Source organism: Kineococcus arenarius subsp. arenarius (genome assembly GCF_050871845.1).
Taxonomy (GTDB): Bacteria; Actinomycetota; Actinomycetes; order Actinomycetales; family Kineococcaceae; genus Kineococcus.
Genome location: NZ_JBJLSE010000012.1, coordinates 1 through 21466, shown reverse-complemented (window position 1 = coordinate 21466; position 21466 = coordinate 1). Strand labels below are relative to the sequence as shown.

Sequence of the window (21466 nt, the reverse complement as noted above, 5' to 3'; positions counted from 1 at the left end):
TCCAGGACCCTCTTCGCATCGCTGGATGCCCGCACGGCATCACCGAGGGGCGATCCCCTGCTCCAGCACCTCCAGCACCCGCCACAGCGCGGGGTTGCGCGCGCCCCGCCGCCACAGCAGGTGCAGCTCCACCGGCTCCGGCTCGGCCGTCGCCAGCGGGACGTGCTCCACCCCGGGCACGCCCAGCCGTGCGGCGGACGCCGGCACGAAGGCCAGCCCGCGCCCGGCCGCCACGAGCCACAGCATCGTCAGCACCTGCCCCACGGTGTGCACGACGTTGCCGTGCACCACCGGGACCGAGGAGACGACCAGGTCGTAGAAGTAGCGCGCCTCGGTGGGGGAGTACATGAGCACCGGTTCGTCCGCGAGGTCCCGCGCCCCCACCGGCCGGCCCAGCGCGGTCAGCCGGTGCCCGGTGGGCACCGCCACGAGCATCTGCTCGCGGTGCAGGCAGCGGGCGTCGAACTCCTCGGCGTCGAAGGGCGGCCGGGCCAGGCCCAGGTCCAGCTCCCCGTGGCGCAGGGCGTCGAGCTGCGCGCTGGTCACCGTCTCGTGCAGGTCGAGGTGCACCTCGGGCAGCTCCCGGCCGACGGTGTTCAGCAGCGCGCCCAGCGGTCCGTAGGCGGCGGCGGCGGTGAAGCCCAGGTGCACCACGCCGCGCGCGCCGGAGGACACCCGCCGCGCCGTCACCGGGGCCGAGTCGGCCAGGGCCAGCAGGCGGCGGGCCTCGGGCAGGAACGCCGCCCCGGCCGCGGTCAGCTCCACGCGGCGGTTGTCGCGGGCCAGCAGCTGCGCGCCCACAGCGCGCTCCAGCTTCTGCACCTGGCGGCTCAGCGGCGGCTGGGTCATCCGCAGCCGCTCGGCGGCGCGGCCGAAGTGCAGCTCCTCGGCGACCGCGACGAACCCGCGCAGCTGCTCCAGCGTCATCGCCATGCCGGGACGGTATCGCCCGGGCCGCCGCCGACCCGTCGGTGCTCCTTGACCGGCGGCCGGAGGGGACCTAGCGTCAGGACGAGCCCATCGAAGCGCTTCGATTGGGTGGTGACGGTGCCCCGTGGCCCCGCCACCGGACCACCGCGCCCCAGGAGGACCCGTGACCGCCCCCGAACTCCCGACGTTCCCGCCCGGCTTCGTGCTGGGCGCGGCGACGGCCAGCTACCAGATCGAGGGGGCCGTCGCCGAGGACGGGCGCACCGCCTCCATCTGGGACACGTTCAGCCACACCCCCGGCAGGACCCTCGGCGGTGCGACCGGCGACGTGGCGTGCGACCACTACCACCGCTACCGCGAGGACGTCGCCCTGCTGGCCGACCTCGGCGTGGACTCCTACCGGTTCTCCACCGCGTGGCCGCGCGTGCAGCCCGGCGGCCGCGGGCCCGTCAACCCGGCCGGGATCGGCTTCTACGACCGCCTCGTCGACGAGCTGCTCTCCCACGGCATCGACCCGGCCGTGACCCTCTACCACTGGGACCTGCCGCAGGAGCTGGAGGACGCCGGCGGCTGGCGCGTGCGCGACACCGCCCACCGCTTCGCGGAGTACTCCCGCCTCGTCGCCGACGCGCTCGGCGACCGCGTCACCCGCTGGATCACCCTCAACGAGCCCTGGTGCGCCGCGTTCCTCGGGTACGCGAACGGCCACCACGCCCCCGGCGCGCAGGAGGGCACGCCCGCGCTGGCCGCCGCCCACCACCTGCTGCTCGGCCACGGCCTGGCCGTGGCGCAGCTGCGCGAGGCCGGCGCCCGCGAGGTCGGCATCACCCTGAACCTGGACCAGGTCACCCCCGCCGGCGATTCCGAGGCCGACCGCGCCGCGGCGCTGCGTGCGCTGACCCAGCACAACCTCGTGTGGACCGAACCCTTGTTCGCCGGGCGCTACCCCGACTCCGAGCGCGCCACCTGGCGCGAGCTCGCCGACGGCTCCTACCGCCGCGACGGCGACCTGGAGGTCATCGGTGCCCCGATCGACTTCCTCGGCATCAACTACTACACACCCGCCGTCATCGCCGACGCCCCGCACGACGAACCCGACCCGGCGAAGCGCACCGCGATGGACGTCGGCACCCGCCAGGTGGAACTGCCGCACCTGCGGCACACCACCATGGGCTGGCCCGTCGACCCGCCCTCGCTGGGCCGCCTCATCGCCGACGTCACCGAGCGCTACCCGGACTGCCCGCCGATCTGGATCACCGAGAACGGCTCCGCGGAGACCGACGCCGTCGGCGAGGACGGCGTCGTGCACGACACCGACCGGGTGGAGTACCTCGCCGGCCACCTCGCCGCCGTCGCCGAGCAGATCGCGAAGGGCGCCGACGTGCGCGGGTACTACGTGTGGTCCCTCATGGACAACTTCGAGTGGGCGTTCGGGTACGACCAGCGCTTCGGCATCGTGCACGTCGACTACGACACGCAGGTGCGCACCCCCAAGGACAGCTACCGCTGGTTCCAGCGGCTCACCGCGGCGCAGCGCGCCGCCCGCGGCCAGGAGGCGCAGGCGTGAAGTTCTCCGACGGTTACTGGCTCTCCCGCCCCGGCGTCCACCCGCAGTGGGCCGCGCACGCCCGGCGCGTGGAGACCGGGGAGTCCACCGTGCGGGTGGTCGCGCCCGTGCAGCGCATCCGGCACCGCGGCGACACCCTCAAGGGCCCGGTGCTCACGCTGGACTGGTCCGCGCCCGCCGAGGACGTCATCGCCGTGCGCACCACCCACTTCGCCGGCGGGGTGCGCCGCGGCCCCGACTTCGAGCTGCACACCGCCGGCGTCAGCCCCGGCCGCGCCGAGCGCGACGGGTCGCTCGTGCGGTTCACCTCCGGGCGCCTGGCGCTGGAGCTCGACACCGATCCGGAGACGCCCTTCGCGCTGCGGTTCAGCGGTGACGGCCGGCCGCTGACGACCGCCGGCGCCAAGGGCACCGGCATCGTCACCACCGACGCCGGGGAGCACCACACCGTCGTGCAACTCGACCTGGGCGTCGGCGAGCACGTGTACGGGACGGGGGAGCGGTTCACGCCGTTCGTCAAGAACGGCCAGGTCGTCGACGTCTGGCAGGCCGACGGCGGAACCGCCACCGAACAGGCCTACAAGAACGTGCCGTTCTACCTGTCCGACGCCGGGTACGGGGTGTTCGTCAACCACCCCGGCCGGGTCTCGTTCGAGGTGGGTTCCGAGAGCGTCGGCACCGTGCAGGCCAGCGTCGCCGGGCAGGAGCTGGAGTACCTGGTGATCTACGGGCCCACCCCGAAGGAGGTGCTGGCCAAGTACACCGCCCTCACCGGCCGCCCCGCGCTGCCGCCGGCGTGGTCGTTCGGGCTGTGGCTGTCGACGTCGTTCACCACCGACTACGACGAGGCGACGATCACCTCGTTCATCGACGGGATGGCCGAGCGGGACATCCCACTGAGCGTGTTCCACTTCGACTGCTTCTGGATGCGCGAGTACCAGTGGTGCGACTTCCAGTGGGACCCGGAGGTCTTCGGCGACCCCGAGGCGATGCTCAAGCGGCTGCACGAGCGCGGCCTGCACGTCAGCGCCTGGATCAACCCGTACATCGGGCAGGCGTCCCCGCTGTTCCGGCCGGCCGCCGAGGCCGGGTACCTGCTGCGCCGGGCCGACGGCTCGGTGTGGCAGTGGGACCTGTGGCAGCCCGGGATGGGCGTGGTGGACTTCACCAACCCCGACGCCCGCGCCTGGTTCGCCGACTGCCTGCGTCCCCTGCTGGCCTCGGGCGTGGACTGCCTGAAGACCGACTTCGGCGAGCGCATCCCCCTGGACGTCGTGCCCTTCGACGGCTCGGACCCCGAGCGGTTGCACAACCACTACGCGCAGCTGTACAACCGCACGGTCTTCGAGCTGCTGGAGGAGGTCCGCGGCCGCGGCGAGGCCGTGCTGTTCGCCCGCTCGGCCACCGCCGGCGGGCAGCAGTTCCCGGTGCACTGGGGCGGGGACTGCGACTCCACGTACTCCTCGATGGCCGAGAGCCTGCGCGGCGGGCTGTCGCTGGGCCTGTCCGGGTTCGGGTTCTGGAGCCACGACATCGGCGGGTTCGAGGGCAAGCCCGACGACGACCTGTTCACCCGCTGGCTCACGTTCGGGTTGCTGTCCTCGCACAGCCGCCTGCACGGCAGCTCCTCCTACCGGGTGCCGTGGGTGTTCGGCGAGACGGCGGTGCGCGCGGCGCGCGACTGGACGAAGCTGAAGATGCGGCTCATGCCGTACCTGTACGCCGCAGCCGTCGAGGCGCACACCACCGGCACGCCCGTCATGCGCCCGGCGCTGCTGGAACTGCCGGGCGACCCCACCGCGGCGTTCCTGGACCGGCAGTACTTCCTCGGCCCGGACCTGCTCGTGGCCCCCGTGATGTCCGCGAGCGGGGAGGTGACGTACTACGTGCCGGAGGGTTCCTGGACGCACCTGCTCACCGGTGAGGTCGTGCAGGGGCCGGCCTGGCGCACCGAGACGCACGCCCCGGACAGCCTTCCGCTGCTGGTGCGGCCCGGGGCGGTGCTGCCCCTGGGTGCGGTGGACGGCCAGCCGGACTACGACTACGCCGACGGGGTGGAACTCCTGCTGTTCCCGCCGGCGGGCGACGCGACGGCGACCACGACGGTGCCCGACACCACCGGTGCGGTCGCGGCGACGTTCACCACCACCTGGCGCGACGGCACGCCGACGGTGCAGGCGGACACGGCCGCGCCGTGGCGCGCGGTCGTGGTGCGCGGCACCGAGCGCACCGAGGTCGCCCGCGGCTGACCTGCTCCGCGGTGGTCCCGCACGGGTGAACCCCCACCCGTGCGGGACCGCGGCTGGGGTGCGGGTCGGTCAGCGGGCGGCGGGGCGGTGGACCGTGAACTCCGTGTCCGCCTCCACGGGCGCCGACGTCGCGCCGGACGCGCGCACCGCCACCCGGTACGCGTAGCGCCCCGGGTTCGCCGGGCTCGCCGCGCTGAACCGGGCGGCGTCCCCGGCGTCGCGCACCGGCGCGGGGCTGACCGCCCGCCACGAGCCGGCGCCGCGCCGCACCTCGAAGACCGGTGCCTCCCCCTCCGCCGGAGCGGGGTGCACCAGGAACTCCACCGTGCCGGAGCGGGGGTTGCGCACCTTCAGCCACCCGGGCGAGCGCGGGGCCACCACCACCTTGCCGTCGGTCGCGGTGGGCTTGTCCGAGCAGGCGCCCGCCACGCGCACGCTCACGCGGTAGGTGTACGACCCCGCGACGACCGGCCGCGGCACCACCACCGCCGGCACCCCACCCGCCCCTTCCGTCGGCACCGGCACCGGCACCCACGCCGCCCTGCCGCGGCGAACCTCCACGACCAGCTCCTCGCGGTCGAGGTCCACGGCGCGGCCCGGCACCAGCCGCACCAGCTGCTGCTCCGGCAGGTCCTGCACGCGCAGGCCGTCGAGGCGGGCGGGGGCCACCACCACGCGGGTGCGGTCGGTGCGTACCGGCGACGCCGCACCTCCCGCGACCACGGCCGCCCGGTAGGCGTACGCACCAGGCTCGGCCGGGCGGGCGACCTCGACCAGTGACGTGCCGGCCGCACCGGCGACCGCGGTGGCCGGCACCGGCACCCACGCACCGCCGTCCCGGCGCACCTCCACCGCAGCCGACTCGCTCGCGAGGTCCAGCTCGCGGCCCAGGTCCAGCACGACCACCCCGGCGTCGCCGCCGGCGGTCACGGCCAGGCCGGCGGGCGGCGCCGGCGGGACGAGCACGGCGTTCACCTCGTCGGAGCAGGTCTCGGAGACGACGCCGTGCCACGCGCAGGCCACCCGGTACGCGTACCGGCCCGGCTCCGAGGGCCGGGCGACGGTGAACCGGTCGCCCGCACCGGCCACGGGCTGCGGTGCACCGGCCGGGCGCCAGGGCCCCTCGCCGCGGCGCACCTGGACGACCAGCGACTCCACGGCGTCGTCCAGCTCCCGCCCCAGGGCCAGCTGCACGGTGCCCTGACGCGCCCGGTCGGCCACCGTCAGCGACACCGGCGACGCCGGGGCGGCCACCTGCCGCGGGCGCTGCACGACCGTGCCCGTCAGCGCGGCGGGAGCCAGGGCCCGCGGGCGCCCGGCGCGCCGCAGCAGCCGCAGCGCGCCGCCGGGTCCCGCGGCACGGCGGCCGGCGGCCCGGCCCCCGCGCACCAGGACGCGCGCCACCGAGGTGGCCGTCCCCACCGAGGCCAGCGACGAGCCGCTGACCTGCCCGAAGGCCACCAGGCGCAGCAGCCCGACGGCCCCCCGACCCAGGCTCCGCTCCAGCAGGGACTCACGCACGAACGCCAAGGTCGTTCCCTCCGCAGGTGTCGGTCGCCGGAGCCCGGCTTCGGGGCTCCTGGACCCATCGACGGTGAACCCGCGCAGCTGAGGCGTTGTCCACGATCGTCGCGGACGGGCAGCCGACCACGGGCGTCCCCGTGACCGGTGCGGTCGCGGGGACGCCCGCGGCTCACTCGCCCAGCGTGGGCAGGTACCCCGGCGCGCGCCGGCCCTGCACGGCCTGCTCGAAGGAGTGCGCCAGGCTCAGCACGCCCGCGTCGTCCCACTGCGCGCCGATGAACGACACGCCCACCGGCAGCGCACCGCGCGGGCCGGCGAACCCGGCGGGCACCGCCACGCTCGGGTACCCGGCGACCGCCGCCGGGGTGGAAGTCGCGTAGGTGAAGCGGTCGCCCTCGCCGTCCACGGACAGGTAGCGGGACTTCCACGCGGGGGTGCCGGTCAGGCCGACGACCGCGTCGAGGTCGTCCTCGGCGCCCGGGCCCTGAGCCAGGGCCTCGTCGATCGACGCCTGCGCCAACGAGCGGGCCACGATGCGCGCCGCGCGCACCGACGCGTCCTCGGCGGGCAGCGGGCCCTCCTGGGCGGCGACCAGCGTCTCCTGACCGAAGTACGCCAGTTCGACGGGGTCCTGCTCGTTGAACGCGATGATCTCCGCCAGGTCCGCCGGTGCACCGGGGGTGGCGGCCAGGTAGGCGTTCAGGTCGCGCTTGAACTCCGCGACGAGGGCCGGCCACTCGTTCTGCCCGACGAGGTCCAGGTAGTCCAGCTGCACGGGCACCGCGGTGGCGCCGGCCGCCTCGATCTCCTTCACGGCCCGGTCGAACACCTCGGCGGTGTCGGGACCGACGGCTTCGCGCTCCTCCTCGCTCAGCGTCCACACCCCGATGCGGGCGCCGTCGAGGGCGTCGGCGTCCAGGGCGGTGTAGTCGACGTCGGTGTCGGGGCCGGCCGAGGTGGCGGCATCGGCGGGGTCCTCCCCGGCGATGACGTCCAGCACGATGGCGGCGTCGACGGCGTGGCGGGCCATCGGCCCGGCGGTGTCCTGCTCGGCGGAGATCGGCACCACGCCGTCGCGGCTGACCAGGCCCAGGGTCGGCTTGACGCCGACGATCCCGTTCGCCCCCGAGGGGCAGACGATGGAGCCGTCGGTCTCGGTGCCGATGGCCACCTGCGCCAGCGAGGCGGCCACCGCGGCGGCCGAACCCGCGGAGGAGCCGCAGGGGTTGCGGTCCAGCACGTACGGGTTGCCGGTCTGCCCGCCCACGCCGCTCCAGCCGCTGGTGGAGCCGTCGCCGCGGAAGTTCGCCCACTCCGAGAGGTTGGCCTTGCCCAGCACGATCGCGCCGGCGGCGCGCAGCTTCGCCGTCAGCGTCGCGTCGTCCGGCCGGGTGCCCAGCATCGCGCGCGAGCCGGCGGTGGTGGCCATCCCCTCAGCGTCGATGTTGTCCTTCAGCAGCACCGGAACGCCTTCCAGCGGTCCACGCGCGCCACCTTCGCGGCGCGCCCTGTCGCTGGCGCGGGCCTCGGCGAGCGCGTCGGGGTTCACGGCGAGCACCGCCCCGAGGTCGGGGTCGATCGCACGGATGCGCTGCAGGTACGCGCGGGTCAGCTGCACGGCGGTGAGCTCACCGGCAGCCATGCGCTCCTGCAGTTGCGGGATGGTGGCCGCGTCCAGGTCGACGCCGCCCACGGTGGCGGTGGCGGCGGCGCGCTCGGCGGTCTGCGAAGCCTGTGCGGAGACGTGCTGCTCGTCGTCGGCCGAGGCCGAACCGGGCAGGGCGACCAGGCCGACGAGGGCGGCCGCCGCGGCGGCGGTGGCGCGGCGGGTGGAACGGGGGGAACGGGTGGAACGGGGCACGGGGTCTCCAGCGGTGCGAGGGGGGAGGCGCCGGATTCCGGGTCCGGCCGCTGGAACCTAGGGTTCGAGTGATTCGCCGGAGTTACCGCTGTGTTTCCGCTGTGGTGCCGGTGCGCAGGCCCTGGCTGAGCCAGGGCGGGGCGGTGCCGGGAGCCGAGCGGTGGCCGGGCACGGCGTCGTCCGCCACGGTGGTACCACCCGCCGGAGCCGGTGGGCGTGGCGCGGTGGTGCACCGGGGCGGCCACCGAGGGGGAACGGGGGACGGGTGCCGGTCAGCGCGCGGGTGCAGGACGTGCCGGGGGCGCGAAGGAGGTCGTGCGGCCGCGGATCCGGGGGCGGCCCCTGGTCGTGGCTGGTGCCCGCCCTCGTGGCGCTCGCCGTCACCGCCTGGCGCTACGACGCCAAACCCCTGTGGCGCGACGAGATCTACACCCTCGCCACCGCCGAGCGCGGCTGGGCGGTGATGCTGCGCGGCCTGCGCGTCACCGACGCCGGCCTGGGCCCCTGGTACGCGCTGATGCACCCGTGGGTGCTGCTCTCGCGGGACGAGGCGTGGCTGCGGCTGCCCGGGGCGGCCGCCACCGTGCTCACCGCCGCCCTCGCCGGGTCGATCGCCGCCCGGCTCCTGCGCCCCGGCCCGCGCGCCGGCGTGCCGGCCGGGGCCCGCGCCGTCGCCGGGGTCGTCGCCGGCAGCGCGTTCGCCCTGATGCCCGTGGTCGTCGACCACAGCCAGGAGGCGCGCCCCTACCCCGTGGTGCTGGCCGCCGTGACCGCCACCGCGCACGGGCTGCTGCGCGACCGGGAGGACCCCCGCCGCCGGTGGCTCGCCCTGTGGGTCGCCGGGTCGGTGCTCGCCGCCGCGCTGCACGTCATCACCGGCGCACCCGCCGCCGCCGCGCTGCTCGCCGTGGCGCTCGCGCTGCCCGGCCGCGCCGGCCGGCGCCGGGTGCTGCTGGGGGCGCTGCCCGCCGCGGCGGTCACGCTGGCGATGCTCGCCGTCGGGTTCACCCAGGCCCCCGGCCGCATCGCCGACGACTTCCCCCTCCTGCAGCGCACCCTCGGGCTGTGGGCGGCGTACGCCGGTGGCGCCCTGGCGGTGCTGGCCCTGGTCGTGCTGTGCGCGGCGGGCGCCGCGCACCTGCGGCGCGACCCGCCCGTGCTGCTGCTCGTGCTCGCGTGGGCGGTGGCGCCCGTCGCCGCCCTGGCCGCCTCCGCCGCCGGCGGGCAGCTGTTCGCCACCCGCTACGCGGGTGCCACGGCGCCGGCCCTCGCCGTCCTCGCCGGGGCCGGGGCCGGTGCCCTGGCGCGGCGGCTGGGCACCGGGTCCGCCCGGGCCGGCGTCGCCGTGCTCGCGGCGGGCGCCCTCGCCCTCGGCCAGGCCGCCCACCTGGTGCAGACCCGCCAGCGGCCCTACGTCACCGACGACGTGCCCTCCGCCGTCGCAGTCCTCACCGAGCGCGCCCGCCCCGGTGACGCGGTGGTCTTCCTCGGCAACACCACCCGCCCGCACGTGCGGTACTACCTGCCCGCCGACACCCCCCTGGACGACGCGCTCCTGGCGCGCGACACCGACGTCAGCGTCTCCATCGGCGGCGACGACCTGCCCGACGACCAGCGGGCCGCGGCGCTCGCGCCGCACGAGCGGGTGTGGCTGGTGGGGCTCGTCCTGGACGACCCGTGGGAGGAGGTGTTCGCCTCCTGGGTGGAACCCGCCCGCGCGGGGCGGGCGCTGACCTACGAGGGCGACTTCGGGGCGGTGCGCGTGGAGCTCTGGGAACGCTGAGGCGCACCCGCCGGGCGGGTGCGCATCCGCTCCAGGTCGGCGTTCACCAGCCCCAGCAGCACCAGGTCCACCACCAGGCCCGCCACCGCCGCGAACTGCGAGGCGGCGAACAGGAAGACCTGCGTGACCAGCAGCGAGGTCAGCGCCGAGCGCTGGAACGACTCCACCGCCGCCTGCCGTCCCCGCCGGTGCGCCTGCGCCAGCCCGGCCAGCGCGAACACCAGGGCCGCCGCCGCGCCGACGACCACGCCGAGCCCGGCGGCGCCGAAGCCGCGGCCGACCACCCACGCGCCCGCCGCCACCAGCGCCGCGCCCGCCGACTGCAGCAGCAGGCACACGCCCATCAGGGGCAGCGCCCACCACGACGTGGCGAGGCGCTCGAACACCTCCTGCACGCGCGCCCAGGCGTGCTCCAGGTGCTGCGGCACCGGCACCGGGCTGGGCTCCACCCGCTCGAGCAGGGCCCGCAGCTCCCGTGCGCCGAACTCGTCGCCGACCTCGTCCAGCCCGCGCAGCGCCTCCTCGCGGTGGCTGGCGGGCAGGTGCCCGGCGATGCCGTCGACGAGGGCGTGCGCGGCGTTGGCGACCTTCTCGTCGTCGTCGAGCGGGCGCCGCCGGCGCCAGCGGCGCGCACCGACGACCAGGGCGGCGAACACCACGTACATGATCGCCACGGCGGGCTCGTAGAAGTAGTCGTTGTCCGTGGTGACGAACTTGCCGACCTCGTCGATGAACAGGCCGAAACCGGCGCCGCCCAGCAGCGCCGCCACCGGGCGCGGACCGCGGCCGACGTAGGCGAACTGCAGCACCAGCGCCACCAGCATCAGCAGCCCGCCGGGCAGCACGTGCGCGACGTGCAGGCCGCTGCCGCCACCGCCGATCTGCGGGTAGCCGGTCAGCGCCAGGAGCAGGCGCGTCAGCAGGATCGTCGAGACCGCCGCCACGACGAACGTGGTCAGGTTCTGCGCGCCCCGGTCGCTGCGCACGAGGTCCATGCGCAGGGCGCGGCTCAGGCGGCGCACGGCGGTGGGGGTGTCGCGGGGCGGTCCAGCACGCACCCGACCGTAGTCAGGAGCGTGCCGGGGCGCTCGCCGCCGCCCCGCCCGCGCCGCCCCCCTCAGGGGCCCGAGGGGCTCAGGCCGCGCGGGCCGCTGGAGAGCACCGCGGCGGCCAGCGCCCGCGACGCCGGGCGCTCGGCCGTGCGGGGGTTGGTCAGCAGCACCAGGTCGATCTGGCCGAGCTCCGGCAGCCGGTGCTGCGGGCCCAGCCGGGTCAGCTGCGCCGGCACCAGCGAGCTCGCCAGGCACGACACGCCGATGCCCGCGACCACGGCCGCGATGAGGCCGTTGACCCCGCGGCACACGCACGCGCTGCGGTAGCCGAGCCCCGCCCGCTCCAGCGCCTCCTGCATCGCGCTGCCGCTGAGCGTGGGGGCCGGGTAGACCACCAGCGGCACCGGCTGCGACAGGTCCACCCGCGTGGACGGGTTGCCCACCCACACCAGGCGCTCGCGCTTGACCAGCTGGCCCTCCCCGGAGCCGCGGGGCCGCTTGCCGATGAAGACGTCCAGGCGGTCGTTGCCCAGGCGGCGGTGCAGCGTCCCGGACTGGTCGACGGTCAGCTCCAGGTCCACGCGCGGGTTCTCGGTGCGGAAGTCGCGCAGGATCTGCGGCAGCCGCGTCAGCGCCAGGTCGTCGGACATGCCGATGCGCAGCCGCCCGCGCGGGCGCTCGGCGGTGAAGTACGACGCGGCGCTCTCGTGCGCGGCGAGGATGGACCGGGCGAAACCGATCATCGCCTCCCCGTCGGGGGTGATCGCCACCGAGTGCGTGTCGCGGTGCACCAGCGTGCGCCCGGCGGCGAGCTCCAGCTTGCGCACGTGCTGGCTGACCGTGGACTGGCGCAGCCCCAGCCGCGCCGCGGCCTGCGTGAACGAGTGGGTCTGCGCGACGGCCAGGAAGGAGCGCAGCTGCACCGGGTCGAACCCCGGCACGGTCCCCTGGACGACGCTCACCACCGCCTCCTCACGCTCATCACGACACGTGATGACTGATAGTCAGCCTATCGCCGTGCGATCTCAGGGGGCCAGCCGTGATGATGGTCACAGACCGTCGCACCTCGAAGGGTTGATCGTGACACCGCCGGCTCCTGCCGAAGCCCACCCCGACGCCACACCGCCCACCCGCGCCGCCGCGACGTTCGCCGCGCTGCGCGTGCCGAACTTCCGCGTGTACGTCGGCGGGCAGGCGCTCGCCAGCACCGGCGTGTGGATGCAGAACATCGCCCTGGACTGGCTCGTGCTGCAGCTCACCGGGTCCCCGGCCGCCGTCGGCATCGCCATGGCCCTGCAGTTCCTGCCGATCCTGCTGTTCGGCATGCACGGCGGCATGATCGCCGACCGCTACCCCAAGCGGAACATCCTGCTCGTCACGCAGGGCTGCAGCGCCGCCGTCGCCACCACCCTGGCCGTGCTCACCCTCACCGGGAACGTCACCGTCGGCGCCGTCTACCTCCTCGCCCTCGCCGGCGGGTTCGTCGTCGCCCTCGACAACCCCACGCGCCAGGCGTTCGTCGGCGAGGTCGTGCCCGCGCAGCACCTGCGCAACGCCGTGGCCCTGAACGCCGCGACGTTCCAGACCAGCCGGCTCGTGGGGCCGGCGATCGCCAGCCTGCTCATCGGCACCGTCGGCACCGGGTGGGCGTTCGCCGCGAACGCGCTGTGCTACCTCGGTCCCACCGTCGCCCTCGGGTTCTTCCTGAAGACCTCGGAACTCGTCCGCACCCCGCCGCTGCCGCGGCAGAAGGGGCAGTTGCGCTCGGCCCTGCGCTACGTCGCCGAACGGCCGCACGTGGCGTGGACGATCCTGCTCGTCGGCGTTTTCGGCACCTTCGGGCTGAACTTCCCCGTCGTGCTCACCGCCATGGCCGACGAGACCTTCGACGGCGACGCCGGACTGTACGGGCTGTTCAACATCGTCCTGGCCGTCGGTTCCATCGCCGGTGCGCTCGTCGCCGGCGGGCGGGCGAACGCGCGGCTGCGCACCATCCTCGCCCTGGCCGCCGCGTTCGGGATCTCCCAGACGGCCGCCGCGTTCGCGCCGAACCTCGGCGTCTTCGTGGCGGTCCTCGTCGTCATGGGCCTCACCAACCTGGCGTTCCAGGCGATCGCGAACTCCTCCGTGCAGCTGTGGGTGGACCGCGAGTACCGCGGACGCGTCATGGGCCTGTACGTGCTGGTGTTCATGGGCGGCACCCCCCTGGGCGGCCCGCTGATCGGCTGGGTCACCGAGCACGTCGGCGTGCGCGCCGGCATGGCCGCGTGCGGGCTCGTCCCGTTGAGCGTGGCCGCCGCGATGGCGGTCGTGCTGGCCGTGCAACCGCTGCGGGCCCGCCGCCGCGAGGCGGTCCTGGCCGCCTGAGCGCACCGCACCGGGGGATCCACAGGCCCGCTCCCCGCCGCGGCGCCCCGCCCCCTGTGGACGGATACCGCTGACCGCACCACCCGCTCCCTACGGTCCCGGCGACCGGGGAGGTGCGGGTGGACGAGGTGGCGACGCTGTCACCGCCGGCGGCGGACGCCGCGGCGCGGACGGCGCGGGCGGTGGCCGGTGCCCTGGAGGGTGTCGGGGCCGAGGTGGACGCGGCCCGCCGAGACACCGGCGGCTGGTGGGGCCCGGCGCACGACGGGTTCACCGGCCGCGTCGAACCCCTCCTGCAGGGCCTGTCCCTGCTGACGCGCACGGCCGCCGCCGGCGCCGCCGTCATCGAGGAGCACGCCGCCGAGCTCGGCATGCTCACCGGCCGCCTGCGCACCGTCGAGGCCGCACTGCAGGACGCCGAGCGCCGCACCCGCGACACCTCCCTGGACCTCGCAGGGTTCCACGGCGCCTGGTCGGAGCTGCAGAACTGGCACGAGACCCGCACCCGGCTCGTCGCCGACCACGACGAGTCCTCCGCCCGCCTGGCGCAGCGCCTCCTCGCCCTGGTCGCCGACGTGGAGGACCGGCCGCGAACCCTCGGCGAGCACGTCGGCGACGCGGCCCGCGCCGTCGTCGCCGAGGGCGCCGCCGGTGCGTACGCCGTCGCGGGGTGGGCGTGGGACCCCGACGGGTGGGTCGGTGCGGTGCGCGCCGCACCCGGCGCGGCGCTGGACGCCCTGCTCGACCCCGCCGGCACCGCGGCGGACGCCCTGCACCTGGACGACGCCCGCGACGGGCGCTGGGGGGCGGTGGCCGGGGGTGTGGCCGCCGGCCTGGCCGGGCGCGGCGCCGGGCGGGCCGCCGACGAGCTGCTGCCCGGCGGGCACGGCCCCGACGGCCGGCCGCGCGACGCCGACGGCAGGCTGCTGCCGCAGACGCTGGACGAGATGCTCGCCGGGGTCGACCTCGAGCGCAGCGAGGGGGACGGGCGCGGGCACACCCTGGAGAGGCACGTGGACGTGGACGACGAGTACCTCCGGCAGCGGCTGACGCTGGGGACTCCCGTCCCGGGGAGGCGTGTGCGCGGCGGCGCGCCCGACGCCGCATCCCGGTGGGCCGACCTGCAGACCGCCGAGCGCACCATCACCGAAGCCCTGCGCCAGAACGAGGAGCAGGTGCGCCGGGCGCTCGCTGGGGGCAGACGCATCGAGCTGCGGGTGCCGGTCGACGCCGCGGCGGGCACGGTCCTCGTCCGGGACGGCACCGGGTTCCGGGAGGTCCCCGCGGACCAAGCGGTCGTCGTGCTCCGCGGGGATCGCGACGGAGCGCCCCACGTCCTCACCTCGTACCTCGACAGGGGGAAACCCGCATGACCGGCCGCTCGACCGACGCGATCCTCTCCTGGGCCCTCGGCCACGACATGGATCTCATCGCCACCACCTCACCGCGGGAGGCGATCGAGCGGGAACTCACCGTCGCCGGTGCCGCGGGAGCGGCCGACTCCCTCGCTCTCTGGGAACGCGCCACCGCCGGCGTGGACACCGAGGAGGGGATGCGCACCACCGCCAACAACCTGGGTGTGGGTCTCTGGGATCCACCGGACGGGAACTCCTGGCTCGCGTGGATGGCCTGGTACGGCGAGCGGCTGCGCGAGGCCGTCGAGGACCCCACGACGATCCTGTCCCCCGACGCGGTCCCGGAGTGGCCCTACCCGTGGAAGGTGCGCGACTCGGCAGCCGTGAGCGCGGACTCGCTGCGGCACGCGGTGCGCGTGCTCACCGCCCGGCACCGCGAGGAGGTGCGCGACTGGCTGGCCGACCCGGACGCCGGCACCCGCCTGCACCTGGTGGGCGACGTCGGTGCCCTCGTCGGGCAGGCCGTGCGGCGGGCGCCGCTGCCCGGGCGCGACGTCGTCGCCTCCGGGGTGGAGACCACGCGCGCCGCGGTGGTGCTGCGGCGTCTGGCGGCCGCGGAGGCCGGGCCGGCGTGGGAGGTGGCCGCCGTGCACGCCGCCGAACCGTGGGAGCACCCGAGCGCCGCGAGCTGGCGGCGGGAACTGCCGGCGCTGACGTCGTTCCTGGGCGGCTGGTTCAACGCCGCCGACCTGATCGACGAACCGGACTGGAACGAGCGGCAGGCGCTGCGCGCCGAACCGGTGGCCTTCCTGGACCGGGTGGCCGCGGAGGTGCCGCGGCTGCTGGCCCGCAGCGACCTCGACCTGCCCGCCGCGGTCGAGGCGCTCGGCTGCTACGCGGAGCCGCCCCACCTGCGCCGGTGGCTGGGGTGGCTGGCGTGGCGGATCCAGCGCTTCGACTGGGGCTGACGCGGCCGGCGCACCCCGGCCAGCGCGGCCGCCACCTCCCGCGGCACCAGCACCGCCACCCCCGCGCGGTGCAGCAGGTCCAGCCCCCGCTCCACCAGCTCGGCGGCCACCGGGGCGGGCAGGTGCAGGCGCCCGGCGTCGTCGGCGTCGCGGTGCGCCGCGCGCAGCGCCGGGCACACCCGCACCGCGCGCGCCAGACCCGCCCGCAGGGCCTCCAGCGCCAGCGGGTCGCCGGTGACCTCGCCGATGCGCAGCGGTGCGGCGCCGCCCACCGACAGCGTCACGTCCACCCACCAGCCGTCGGCGGGCCCGCCGCCCACCAGCAGCACCACGCGAGCCGTCGCCGCGGCGGGGGCGGGCAGCAGCGCGTCGCGGCGCAGGTGGGGCAGCACCGCCAGCACCACCTCGTCCACGACCTGCTCGGCGCTGGGCGCGCGCCCCTCGCCGGGCAGCGCCGCGCGCAGCACCGCCGGCAGCGTCGCCGCCCGCCCGCGCCGCCACCGCACCCCCGGGCCGCCGTGCGCGGCGGGGGCCGCCGCGGCGAACGCCGCCAGGTCGCGCACCAGCGCCGCCAGGTGCAGCACCTCCCGGCCCGGCACGAGCAGCCCACCACCCGGCCAACCGCGCGGGCCGGCCCCGCGCACCGCCTCCACGCTCTGCGCCAGCGGGGGAGCGGTGCACGGCAGGCGCACCACCGACAGCTCCACCGGGGCGGGGGTGCGCCGCGGTGCGGGTACCCGCGCGAACGCGTCGGGGCTGGGGACGGGCACGCCGTCGCGCACGGGCAGCAGGGCCGGCACCCACCGCGTCGGCCCGGCCAGCACGCCGTGCAGCGCCTCCCCGGCCAGGCCCGAGCGCAGCAGCAGGGCGCGCTGCCCGGCGCGCAGGGCCGCCGGGTGGGCGCCGTCGCAGGCGTCGGCCGGGCGCGGCCCCGGGTGCCCGCCGCGCTCCACCCACCACAGCAGGCGGGCCGGGCGCACCCACAGGACGTGGACCACGGCCACCGGTCCCGTGCCGGGCCGGCTGCCGGCGGCGGTGCGCGGGAGCATGCCGGCATCGTGGCGCGCGCCCCCGACACGAACCCCGGCACGAGCCCCCGGCGCCGGCACGGGGCGGGTCGCCGCTGGGCGGCGTCAGGTCACGGCCAGCACCCGCACGGCCGGGGCCGCGGCGGACAGCACCGCCAGCGAGGCGACGTGACCGGCCGGCACGGCCGCCGCGTCGAGGGCCTCCACGTCCAGCAGCGTCGCACCGCCCGCCAGGTCGGCCTCGAGCTCGGCCGGCCACTCGTGCAGGCCGGTCCCCTCGAACCCCACCCGGGCCGGGGACACGGCCAGGCCGTGCCCGGTGGCCTTCAGCAGCGACTCCTTGCGCGTCCACGCGCGGGCCCGCCACGCGTCGCGCCCCGCGTCGGGCACCTGCGCCAGGGCGGTGCGCTCGCCCGGCGTCAGGGCGACCTCGTCGAAACCCGCGAAGCGCACGCCCCCGACCTGTTCCACGTCGACCCCGACGGGGGCGACGGTGGACGCGGCCACGAGCACGCCGTCCCCGGCGTGCGAGGCCGACAGGTGCACGCCGGCCAGCACGGCGCCGTCGGCGCCGACGGCCACGGGGCGGCCGTGGTCGCCCGCCGCGCCGCACGTGCGGCACCACCGCGCGGTCCGTGCGGCCGACGCGGGAAACCCTGTGATCTCGACCACGGCACGACGCAGCAGCAGCGCGGCGGTGGCCGAGCGCGCCCGGTCGACGGGGGAGTGGAAACCCGCGGCGCGCCGGTGCTCCTCCTCCCGCAGTTCACCTCTGCGCCGTTCCCCGTGCTCCGGTGCGGCGTGCAGGAGGAGGGTGGTCGGCACGGCAGGGAGTGTGCCGGAACCGGGGGGTGTTGACGAACTCACCTGAGGTGAGGCTAACCTCGCCTCCGTGAGCGACGACGTCCCGACGACCGCGCCCGCGGTCGCCCTGGTCACCGGAGCCGCCGGGGGCATCGGCGCTGCGGTCGCCGGGGTCCTCGCACGCACCGGCGCCGCGCTCGCCCTCCTCGACGACGACGTGGAAGGCCTGCGCCGCACGGCGGAGGGTTTCTCCGGCGACGGCCACCCGGTACGTCACGTGCCTCGGACGGGAACTCGAACCGCACGGCGTGCGCTGCGACGTCGTCCCCCCGGGTTCCACCGACACCGCCGTGCAGCGCGACCTGCTGCCCGACCCGGTCACGGGTGCCCGTGCCGTCGTGCGGGGAGACCCCTCGACGTTTCGGCTCTGCACCCCCCTTGGTCGCCTGGCCGGCCCCGGTGACGTCGCCGAACCCGTCGGTTCCCTGCTGTCCGGCGCGGCACGGCACATCACCACGACCGTCCTGCTCGTGGACGGCGGCGCGTCGCCGCGCGGCTGACGCCCCGTCCCCACCCCGGGAGCCCTCCCTGACCAGAACCGCGCCTCCCTGGAACGCGCTCCGGAACCCACCACGGTGAGCGCGAACCCCTCGACGACGCCGGCGGCGCCACCTGCGAGTTCGCCGCCGAGGTCACCGGCCGACTGCGCACCGCCCGTGCGCGCGCTCGGTCGCCCGGCGCTGCATCAGGTCTCCGTCGCCGGGGAACCCGAGGAGTTCGGCGACCTCGTGAACCCCGCCGTGGCCGACGCCGAGGCCGTAGAGGTGTCGCTGCCTGCACCTCCCGGCCCGGACGACGTGGCGTTCCTCCGGATGGGCGGCACCGACCACAGCCACGGGCCGGGTTCCTCGCTGCTGTCGAGCGCCGCCCTCCGCGCCGCGGAGGCCCTGGCGTCCGCCCGCGCCGACGGCCTGCCCGTCTGACCGCCGTCCGGCGCGCCCACCCGCACCACTGGAGGACACCGTGAGCACCAACCCCTTCGACGACCCCGACGGCGAGTTCCTCGGCCTCGTCAACGACGAGGAGCACTGGACGGACCTGCGCCCGCGCAGCCTGCGCGAGGCGATGGAGCGCGAGGCGGTGCAGCGGTCGTGACGGCGTCGAGCGCGTCGCCACGCACCGCGCCGGACCACCTGGCGCGCATCGCCGAGGTGCGCGCCGGAACCGCCGCCGCGAAGGTCGGGTACCCCGTCGGCCTGCGCGAGCTGGAAGTGCTGCGCGTGCAGCGGCTCGGCTCCGCCCTGCTGCGGGTGACGCTCGGCGGCCCCGGTGCGGAGGGTTTCGTCAGCCACGTTCCCGAGGAGCACGTGCGGCTGGTGTTCCCCGACGAGCACGGTGTACTGCGCCTGCCCGAGCGCGACGGGCCGTCCCTGAGGTGGCCGCGCCCGCTGCCGGTGTCGCGCGAGTACACCGTGCGCCGGCACGACCCGCAGACCGGTCAGGTCGACGTCGACCTCGTCCTGCACCCCGGCGGGGTCGCGTCGGGGTGGGCCGCGCGCACCTGCCCGGGGGACCGCGTGCACGTCGCCGGGCCGCCCGGTGGCATCGTCGTGCCCGACGCGCACGAGCGGTACCTGTTCGCCGGCGACCTCACCGCGCTGCCGCAGATCGCCCGCTACCTGGAGGCACTGCCGCCCACCGCGACCGGCTGGGCGTTCGTCGAGGTCGCCGACGTCTCCGAGGAGGTCGAGCTGAACGCCCCGGCGGGTTTCGACGTGCGCTGGGTGCACCGCGGCGACGTGCCGGCCGGGCACGGCGACGCGCTGGAACGGGCGGTGCGCACCGTCCCGCTGCCGGACGGGCGACGCACGTTCGTGTGGATCGCCGGTGAGGTCGGGGCCCTGAAACCCCTGCGCCGCTGGGCCCGCCACGAGCTGGGCGTGCCGGCGGGCGACTGCCGCATCACCGGCTACTGGAAGCGCGGCGTCGCCGACTTCGACGACGAGCACTGAACAGCACCACCGACGAGCACCGAACCCGCGAGGAGCACGAGTTGAGCACTCCCCTGGCCGCGCGCCTCGCCGCGCTCGGCGAGCGGGAGGTCGCTGCGGTCCTGGCGGCCGCGGTCCGCGCCTCCTGCGAGGAATGCCTGCGACTGCTGGAGGCGTCCCGCCCGGCGCGGTTCGCGGGAACCCGGACCCTGTTCACCGCGAACCGCGCGGAGAACCCCACGCAGAACCCTGGCGAGCACCCGACGCGGGCGCGGGGGCGCGTCCACGCGCCCGGCCGCCTCGTCGTCCACCACGTCCCGCAGGACCACACCGGTGCGGTGTCGAACGAGGGGTGGTCCGTCATCGGGCCGCTGCTCGATGCCGACCCTGCGGTGCGCACCGAACCCACCCACCCCTGATGAGGAGAACCATGCGATCGTCCACCCCGCCCTCCCCGCAGCGCCCCGCCCGGCGCGCGGTCCTCGCGGGAGCGTCCGGCTTCGCGCTGCTGGCGCTCGCCGCCTGCTCCGGCGGCGACGGCCAGGCCGCGCAGCAGAGCCCCGCCGCGTCCACCTCGACCGCACCCGCGACGCGGACGATCACCACCGAGCAGGGCGCCGTCGAGGTCCCCGGCGACCCGCAGCGCATCGTCGTGCTCAGCGGCAGCCTGGCCGGGTACCTGTTCGCCCTCGACGCCCCCGTGGTCGCCACCGACACCCGCGTCCTCGGGGTCACCGACCTCGAAGGCGGTTTCCCGCCGGCCTGGTCGGACGAGGCCACCGCGCAGGGCACCACCGCGCTGCCCGCCGGTGAGGAGCTGAACATCGAGGCCGTCGCCGCCGCCGGACCGGACCTCATCATCGGTGGCGGGCAGGGCATCACGGCCGTCCAGGCGCAGGAGGCCTACGAGGAGCTCAGCGCCCTCGCGCCCACCGTCCTGGTGCCCACCACCACGACCAGCTGGCAGGAGCAGCTGGACCTGGTGGCCGAGGCCACCGGGCGCACCGACGGCGTCGACGCCCTCGTCGACGCCTACGACGCGAAGGTCGAGGAGGTGCGCTCGTCGATCACCGTCCCGGACGGCGACGCGGTCTTCATCCTGTCGCTGCCCGTCGGCAAGCCGTACCTCGTGCCGGCCGACGCGGCACTGCCCGCACTGGCCGAGGAGGTCGGTTTCACCCCCGACGACGTGGTCACCAAGGCCGGGAACCCCACCCTGTACGGCAGCGGGGACTCGTTCGAGGTGAGCCCGGAACTGCTCGCACAGGTCGCCGACGCCCCCACCGCCTTCGTGGTCGCGCTCGGTGGTCCCAGCGTCGAGGAGCTCGCGCAGGACCCGGTGTACGCGGCGCTGCCCGCGTTCCGGAACGGGCAGGTGCACGAGCTCCCCGCGACGAGCTACCGGCCCGACTACGACGGGGCGATGGACGCCCTCGACGCCATCGCCGCCGAGTTCGGCTCGTGAGGAACCCCGGGTGAGGAGGTTCGGTGGGCTGGTCGTCGACCTGGCCCCGCTGCGGGGGACCTGGCCCTGGCCGACGTGCTGCCCTTCGCTCGTGCAGCGCCACACCCCCGACGAGCTGCGGGGGCGGGTCTCCCGCCTGTGGCAGGTGCAGGTGGTGACGGGCGGCGCGGTCGGTTCCGCCGCCGCGGGACTGCTCGGCCGGTGGTTCCCGCCGGACACCGCGATGCTCGTGCACGGCCTGGCCGGCCTCGCCCTCGTCCTGCTGCTCGCCGCCGCCACCCGCCCGCCGTGGCGGTGGCGCACCACCGGGTCCGCGCGGACCCGCGGACCCGCAGGACTGACGACCACAGGGGGACGACCCCGGTGACCGCACCGCACGACCCCACCACCACCGGGCCGGCCGAGCAGCCGGTGCTGCGCCGCTGGGAGGAACTGCTCACGGCCCGCTCCTGACCCGCCCCCTCCCACGGTGATCAAGGAAGTTGCAACTTCCTTGATCACCGTGGGGCTGGGCGGAGGTCG

General features: G+C 76.3%; 19 protein-coding genes and 2 pseudogenes. 14 read left to right on the top strand and 7 right to left on the bottom strand.

Features of this window, described 5'->3' with window-relative positions:
- Window positions 1-39 precede the first annotated feature (39 nt).
- Complete coding sequence (locus ACRYM0_RS05135; protein ID WP_432502710.1) at window positions 40-933, bottom strand: LysR family transcriptional regulator; 894 nt, start codon at window positions 931-933, stop codon at window positions 40-42.
- Between the two features lie 160 nt (window positions 934-1093).
- Here ACRYM0_RS05135 and ACRYM0_RS05130 point away from each other — a divergent pair, with 160 nt between their 5' ends.
- Window positions 1094-2497: a GH1 family beta-glucosidase gene (locus tag ACRYM0_RS05130; protein WP_432502709.1), complete on the top strand. Its 1404-nt coding sequence runs from the start codon at window positions 1094-1096 to the stop codon at window positions 2495-2497.
- Window positions 2494-4746, top strand: a complete 2253-nt coding sequence (gene yicI, locus ACRYM0_RS05125) for an alpha-xylosidase (protein ID WP_432502707.1) — start codon at window positions 2494-2496, stop codon at window positions 4744-4746. Before ACRYM0_RS05130 ends, yicI begins: the two co-directional genes overlap by 4 nt.
- A 69-nt stretch (window positions 4747-4815) precedes the next feature.
- On the opposite strand, the gene ACRYM0_RS05120 is transcribed toward yicI, so the two are convergent.
- The gene (locus tag ACRYM0_RS05120) at window positions 4816-6267 is read right to left on the bottom strand and encodes a hypothetical protein (RefSeq protein ID WP_432502705.1); all 1452 of its coding nucleotides are present in this window, start codon (window positions 6265-6267) and stop codon (window positions 4816-4818) included.
- A gap of 172 nt (window positions 6268-6439) precedes the next feature.
- The gene (locus ACRYM0_RS05115; protein ID WP_432502703.1) at window positions 6440-8131 is read right to left on the bottom strand and encodes an amidase; all 1692 of its coding nucleotides are present in this window, start codon (window positions 8129-8131) and stop codon (window positions 6440-6442) included.
- Between the two features lie 355 nt (window positions 8132-8486).
- Between ACRYM0_RS05115 and ACRYM0_RS05110 the strand changes: the two genes are divergently transcribed.
- Window positions 8487-9914 carry a hypothetical protein gene (locus ACRYM0_RS05110; RefSeq protein WP_432502702.1) on the top strand — a complete coding sequence of 476 codons (1428 nt, stop codon included), beginning with the start codon at window positions 8487-8489 and terminating at the stop codon, window positions 9912-9914.
- Here ACRYM0_RS05110 and ACRYM0_RS05105 read toward each other — a convergent pair.
- Window positions 9866-10972: a hypothetical protein gene (locus ACRYM0_RS05105; protein WP_432502701.1), complete on the bottom strand. Its 1107-nt coding sequence runs from the start codon at window positions 10970-10972 to the stop codon at window positions 9866-9868. The two genes, ACRYM0_RS05110 and ACRYM0_RS05105, sit on opposite strands and share 49 nt — an antisense overlap.
- 59 nt (window positions 10973-11031) lie before the next feature.
- Window positions 11032-11928, bottom strand: coding sequence for a LysR family transcriptional regulator (locus tag ACRYM0_RS05100; protein WP_432502700.1), 897 nt, complete (start codon window positions 11926-11928; stop codon window positions 11032-11034).
- Window positions 11929-12046: 118 nt separating this feature from the next.
- On the opposite strand from ACRYM0_RS05100, the gene ACRYM0_RS05095 reads away from it, so the two are divergent.
- From ACRYM0_RS05095 to ACRYM0_RS05085, 3 genes are all read left to right on the top strand, one after another.
- Window positions 12047-13333, top strand: coding sequence for an MFS transporter (locus ACRYM0_RS05095; protein WP_432502698.1), 1287 nt, complete (start codon window positions 12047-12049; stop codon window positions 13331-13333).
- A gap of 119 nt (window positions 13334-13452) precedes the next feature.
- Window positions 13453-14706, top strand: coding sequence for an RNase A-like domain-containing protein (locus ACRYM0_RS05090; RefSeq protein WP_432502697.1), 1254 nt, complete (start codon window positions 13453-13455; stop codon window positions 14704-14706).
- Window positions 14703-15656 carry a hypothetical protein gene (locus ACRYM0_RS05085; RefSeq protein WP_432502695.1) on the top strand — a complete coding sequence of 318 codons (954 nt, stop codon included), beginning with the start codon at window positions 14703-14705 and terminating at the stop codon, window positions 15654-15656. Before ACRYM0_RS05090 ends, ACRYM0_RS05085 begins: the two co-directional genes overlap by 4 nt.
- Here ACRYM0_RS05085 and ACRYM0_RS05080 read toward each other — a convergent pair.
- Both ACRYM0_RS05080 and ACRYM0_RS05075 read right to left on the bottom strand, forming a co-directional pair.
- Window positions 15581-16705 (bottom strand): hypothetical protein, encoded by a 1125-nt coding sequence (locus ACRYM0_RS05080; RefSeq protein ID WP_432502693.1) that lies wholly within the window; start codon window positions 16703-16705, stop codon window positions 15581-15583. The two genes, ACRYM0_RS05085 and ACRYM0_RS05080, sit on opposite strands and share 76 nt — an antisense overlap.
- 84 nt (window positions 16706-16789) lie before the next feature.
- Window positions 16790-17509: a 4'-phosphopantetheinyl transferase family protein gene (locus tag ACRYM0_RS05075; protein ID WP_432502692.1), complete on the bottom strand. Its 720-nt coding sequence runs from the start codon at window positions 17507-17509 to the stop codon at window positions 16790-16792.
- Between the two features lie 67 nt (window positions 17510-17576).
- Between ACRYM0_RS05075 and ACRYM0_RS05070 the strand changes: the two are divergent.
- The 8 genes and pseudogenes from ACRYM0_RS05070 to ACRYM0_RS05035 all read left to right on the top strand — a co-directional run.
- Window positions 17577-17735, top strand: a pseudogene (locus ACRYM0_RS05070) (SDR family NAD(P)-dependent oxidoreductase); the annotation flags it as partial.
- Between the two features lie 31 nt (window positions 17736-17766).
- A pseudogene (locus ACRYM0_RS05065) lies at window positions 17767-18048 on the top strand (SDR family oxidoreductase); the annotation flags it as partial.
- Between the two features lie 156 nt (window positions 18049-18204).
- Window positions 18205-18471 carry a hypothetical protein gene (locus ACRYM0_RS05060; protein ID WP_432502690.1) on the top strand — a complete coding sequence of 89 codons (267 nt, stop codon included), beginning with the start codon at window positions 18205-18207 and terminating at the stop codon, window positions 18469-18471.
- A 40-nt stretch (window positions 18472-18511) separates the two neighbouring features.
- The gene (locus tag ACRYM0_RS05055; RefSeq protein WP_432502688.1) at window positions 18512-18643 is read left to right on the top strand and encodes a hypothetical protein; all 132 of its coding nucleotides are present in this window, start codon (window positions 18512-18514) and stop codon (window positions 18641-18643) included.
- Window positions 18640-19500 (top strand): siderophore-interacting protein, encoded by an 861-nt coding sequence (locus tag ACRYM0_RS05050; RefSeq protein WP_432502687.1) that lies wholly within the window; start codon window positions 18640-18642, stop codon window positions 19498-19500. The genes ACRYM0_RS05055 and ACRYM0_RS05050 overlap by 4 nt, the downstream gene beginning before the upstream one ends.
- Window positions 19501-19541: 41 nt before the next feature.
- On the top strand, window positions 19542-19898 hold the full coding sequence (locus tag ACRYM0_RS05045; protein WP_432502685.1) for a hypothetical protein: 357 nt from the start codon (window positions 19542-19544) through the stop codon (window positions 19896-19898).
- A gap of 11 nt (window positions 19899-19909) precedes the next feature.
- On the top strand, window positions 19910-20944 hold the full coding sequence (locus tag ACRYM0_RS05040; RefSeq protein WP_432502683.1) for an ABC transporter substrate-binding protein: 1035 nt from the start codon (window positions 19910-19912) through the stop codon (window positions 20942-20944).
- 10 nt (window positions 20945-20954) lie between these two features.
- Window positions 20955-21311 (top strand): hypothetical protein, encoded by a 357-nt coding sequence (locus ACRYM0_RS05035; RefSeq protein WP_432502681.1) that lies wholly within the window; start codon window positions 20955-20957, stop codon window positions 21309-21311.
- Window positions 21312-21466: the final 155 nt, after the last annotated feature.

What these genes read in the sequence shown, in the direction of transcription:
- ACRYM0_RS05135 (WP_432502710.1), bottom strand. Translation starts at nt 933, where the DNA reads ATGGCGATGACGCTGGAGCAGCTGCGCGGGTTCGTCGCGGTCGCCGAG.
- ACRYM0_RS05085 (WP_432502695.1), top strand. Translation starts at nt 14,703, where the DNA reads ATGACCGGCCGCTCGACCGACGCGATCCTCTCCTGGGCCCTCGGCCAC.
- ACRYM0_RS05080 (WP_432502693.1), bottom strand. Translation starts at nt 16,705, where the DNA reads ATGCTCCCGCGCACCGCCGCCGGCAGCCGGCCCGGCACGGGACCGGTG.
- ACRYM0_RS05040 (WP_432502683.1), top strand. Translation starts at nt 19,910, where the DNA reads ATGCGATCGTCCACCCCGCCCTCCCCGCAGCGCCCCGCCCGGCGCGCG.